5 protein-coding genes are annotated in these 3367 nt (G+C 44.8%); 4 read left to right on the plus strand and 1 reads right to left on the minus strand.

Annotated elements, in window-relative coordinates:
* The first annotated feature begins 86 nt into the window (after positions 1-86).
* Both ACTHY5_RS11615 and ACTHY5_RS11620 read left to right on the plus strand, forming a co-directional pair.
* On the plus strand, positions 87-512 hold the full coding sequence (locus tag ACTHY5_RS11615) for a TIGR01244 family sulfur transferase (protein ID WP_441879849.1): 426 nt from the start codon (positions 87-89) through the stop codon (positions 510-512).
* A gap of 101 nt (positions 513-613) precedes the next feature.
* On the plus strand, positions 614-805 hold the full coding sequence (locus ACTHY5_RS11620; RefSeq protein ID WP_441879852.1) for a bacterioferritin-associated ferredoxin: 192 nt from the start codon (positions 614-616) through the stop codon (positions 803-805).
* A gap of 202 nt (positions 806-1007) precedes the next feature.
* Here the strand turns inward: ACTHY5_RS11620 and ACTHY5_RS11625 are convergent, their stop codons facing one another.
* Complete coding sequence (locus ACTHY5_RS11625) at positions 1008-1580, minus strand: superinfection exclusion B family protein (protein WP_441879855.1); 573 nt, start codon at positions 1578-1580, stop codon at positions 1008-1010.
* Positions 1581-1978: 398 nt separating this feature from the next.
* Here ACTHY5_RS11625 and ACTHY5_RS11630 point away from each other — a divergent pair, with 398 nt between their 5' ends.
* Both ACTHY5_RS11630 and ACTHY5_RS11635 read left to right on the plus strand, forming a co-directional pair.
* Positions 1979-2410, plus strand: coding sequence for a GlcG/HbpS family heme-binding protein (locus ACTHY5_RS11630; protein ID WP_441879858.1), 432 nt, complete (start codon positions 1979-1981; stop codon positions 2408-2410).
* Positions 2411-2591: 181 nt separating this feature from the next.
* On the plus strand, positions 2592-3209 hold the full coding sequence (locus ACTHY5_RS11635; RefSeq protein WP_441879861.1) for a TetR/AcrR family transcriptional regulator: 618 nt from the start codon (positions 2592-2594) through the stop codon (positions 3207-3209).
* The last annotated feature ends 158 nt before the right edge of the window (positions 3210-3367 follow it).

Raw genomic sequence — 3367 nt, forward strand, 5'->3', positions numbered from 1 at the left:
AGGCGTGAGGCGTGAGGCGTGAGGCGTGAGGCGTGAGGCGTGAGGCGTGAGGCGTAACCCATAAGTCGTTTTTATAGAGGTATAATATGGAAATAAAATCTGTTACTGCTGATTTTTCGGTCGCTGATCAAGTGACTGGTGATGACTTAGTCGCGCTTAAAAATGCCGGATTTGGCACTGTTATCTGTAACCGCCCTGATGGTGAAGCCTCAGAGCAGCCTAGCGCTGCTGCACTGGCCGAGCAAGCGCGTAGCTTAGGGTTGAACTGGTATTGGTTGCCCATTACGCCAGGGCAGTTTACCAGCGCTAATGTGAGTGAGTTTAAACAGCTGGTGAGCGCAACTGACGAGCCCGTTTTGGCTTTCTGCCGCACAGGAACGCGTTCTATTACTCTGTGGGCTTTATCTCAGGCAGCAAAGGTGCCCAGCGAGCAGCTTTTGCAACAGACAACGGCTGCAGGCTACGACTTATCCAAGCTGGCCCCAATGCTAGATTCAGAGTTTAGGCAGTAAACGAGTGGGGCTGTGCGCGAGACTAAAGTTTTAAGTAATAACCCTTGCATTGATAACCAATATCATTTAGATTCACTCTATCGAATGCGGAGGGTTATCACATGTATGTATGCTTATGCAAAGGTATTACTGACAGTCAGCTACGCGCCGCGATAAAAGACGGTGGTAGTGAGTTTAAACGGTTAAAGAAAGAACTGGCAGTGGGAACACAGTGCGGTAAATGCGTGCCTGTTGCTATGTCAATTCTTGCTGAAGAGACAGCCAAAACCGCCGTTTACTATGAAGTGGCGTAACCAGCTAGAACACGAATTGATATTTTAATACCATCCGCATCCGTTTACTTAGCCCCATTTAGGGGCTTTTTAGTTTATAAAAGCGGCCACATTACAACGCTTTAAGATATGACATCTACCTTAAAAATAAACCGCTCACATTGTTATTCTTTGGCAGTGTCCCCGTCTTGATGAACAGCGGCTTCTGGCACTGCTTTCTGAGCTAATGACGGTCTAGTTGCTTGTAGGCATAGCGGGGGCGAGTGTTCATGATCAGGTCTTTTTGTTCTTCAGTCATGTTATTAGGGTTTAGGCCTAGCACCTTAAATGTTAATAACGGACGCGCTTCTATACTGATCATCAGTGGCTTAATGGCATTTAATCCCGCCTCGCCAGGCTCACCAAAGGCATAGGTGAGTATCCCTTGCTCTAGTAAGTTTTTGACGGCAGGCTCTGTCACTGGCAATTTTATGACGCTTTTGCGTTGGATCACAAACTCACGTAATACCGACTTCTCATTGGCATCTAAGTAATCGAGTAACTCTTTTAATAGCTTTTCTTGCATCATGCGTTGCTTACGAGAAAACAAGTGTTGAAATAACATTATCGCAGCATGAGAAACAAAATAAGCGCCAGAGGCGACCATGCCAAGTACAAATAGCAGACGATAACTATATAACCATTCACCAAAAGAGCCGGTGAATAAGCTACCCGGTAGCAAGCTTACTATAGTGCAGCTGAGTAATAACCAACACATAAAGCGGTTAAAGGTGGATATGTGCCGTAAATCTAGCATATTTATCTCCGAAGGCCGGTGGAGCAAAACACTCTTATGCTCGTATATACAGTGAAATTGATATTATAGATAGAGTGATAGTATAAGCACACAGCTCATCGCACTTAATGGTGGCAGTCTTTCTAGCTAACCTGATGTGCTGCTCTGACTGGGTTCTAATTATGCAATAATCATACCAATCGTCTTGCGACTTTTTTGGTCGTAGTGGTATGCCAAGCTATCAGCAAATGATTTTTGCATTTTAGCACGTAAAATGTGCTTTTGATCACAGACAATGGGGTGGTCAATCTATTACCTTTACGTAAGGTGCGCACAAAAGTCCTTAACATTGTGTGTGTTTTATGTTTTATTAGTGCTCAATTAACGTCTATTGTTACTGCCGACAGGGAGTCCAGAATATGAGCACTATTAAACTTGAACAAGCATTAACTATTACGCGTGGCGCATTTGACCATGCTGCAGAAGTGTCTGCTGCCCCTCTTACTGTGGCTGTATTAGACAATGCTGGTCACTTGATTTCACTTCAACGCCAAGACGGTGCCACTCTATTGCGCCCCGATATTGCTAAAGGTAAAGCATGGGGTGCGGTTGCTTTAGGTCGCAGCTCTCGTGGCTTAGCCGATGTAGCTGAAGCGCGTCCGGCGTTTATGTCTGCGGTTAACGTTATGTCTGATGGCCACATTATTCCCGCTCCCGGTGGTGTACTGATCCGTGATGCTGAAAACAACATATTGGGTGCCGTGGGGATAAGTGGCGATCTACCTGATGTTGATGAAGCCTGCGCTGTGGCGGGTGTCAAATTGGCTGAGTTGGTTGCAGACTGTAGCTAAGTCGTTAGCAGGCTTTGTTGGTGGCTCTAAATCGTATTGTGCTTGAACAATAACAGCCATGTTTATATTAGCGTTCACCATGATGAGCGCTTTTTTTATGTTTTTTGCTCAATTTTTTAGTCAAATTGGGGTAGGGTGAACTAAGAAACGCCTTATATGATGGTTTGGAGCTTAAACGACTATGTCTCGGATACGAGCAAAAAACGAAGAAGTAATTATACGCGCTGCGAGTCGTGTTTTTGCTGAACACGGTTACGCTGCCACTAAGACTGCCGCAATAGCACAACTGGCTGAATTGCCCAAACCAAATATTTACTACTATTTTGGTAGCAAAGAAAAGCTGTATCGCGCTGTATTAGAAAGTATTACAGAGCCTTTATTAGCGGCGTCAGATCCCTTTATTCAGCATCAAGATCCCGTGTTGGCACTTACCGCTTACATAAAGTCTAAGTTAATGATTTCAAAGCACTATCCTTATGCTTCTAAAGTGTTTGCCAGCGAAATTATGCACGGAGCCCCGCACCTTCCCCAGGATATTATTGAGCGTCTCAGTGAACAAACTCGTACCTTAAGTGCCAAACTTAACGATTGGATGAATCAAGGATTACTTGAAGCCGTCGATGCCCAGCATCTGCTTTTTGCTATTTGGGCATCAACACAAACTTATGCCGACTTTAATTGGCAAATTACTATGACACTGGGCAAAGAAGAGTTAGACGATCATGACTTTGAACTGGCAGCTCAGCAAATTACTCAGCTGGTGCTGGGTGGCTGCCAAGTACAGGCCTTACCTGATTAACACCACAGCCTTATGCCTACATGAGTGACAGATAAACACCAAGCCCACCCGCTTGGTGTTTTTTTTGCCAACGGCGTGGCTTGTGTAGTGATACCAAACAGATTAAATAATCGATCTATTTAAATGCAGTATAAAGAGGAAACAGAGTCACCTCCCTC

This window comes from Oceanisphaera sp., from assembly GCF_052084945.1.
GTDB lineage: Bacteria > Pseudomonadota > Gammaproteobacteria > Enterobacterales > Aeromonadaceae > Oceanimonas.

Excerpts from the sequence above, each read along its gene's own strand:
- ACTHY5_RS11615 (WP_441879849.1), top strand. The coding sequence starts at position 87 with ATGGAAATAAAATCTGTTACTGCTGATTTTTCGGTCGCTGATCAAGTG.
- ACTHY5_RS11620 (WP_441879852.1), top strand. The coding sequence starts at position 614 with ATGTATGTATGCTTATGCAAAGGTATTACTGACAGTCAGCTACGCGCC.
- ACTHY5_RS11625 (WP_441879855.1), bottom strand. The coding sequence starts at position 1,580 with ATGCTAGATTTACGGCACATATCCACCTTTAACCGCTTTATGTGTTGG.
- ACTHY5_RS11630 (WP_441879858.1), top strand. The coding sequence starts at position 1,979 with ATGAGCACTATTAAACTTGAACAAGCATTAACTATTACGCGTGGCGCA.
- ACTHY5_RS11635 (WP_441879861.1), top strand. The coding sequence starts at position 2,592 with ATGTCTCGGATACGAGCAAAAAACGAAGAAGTAATTATACGCGCTGCG.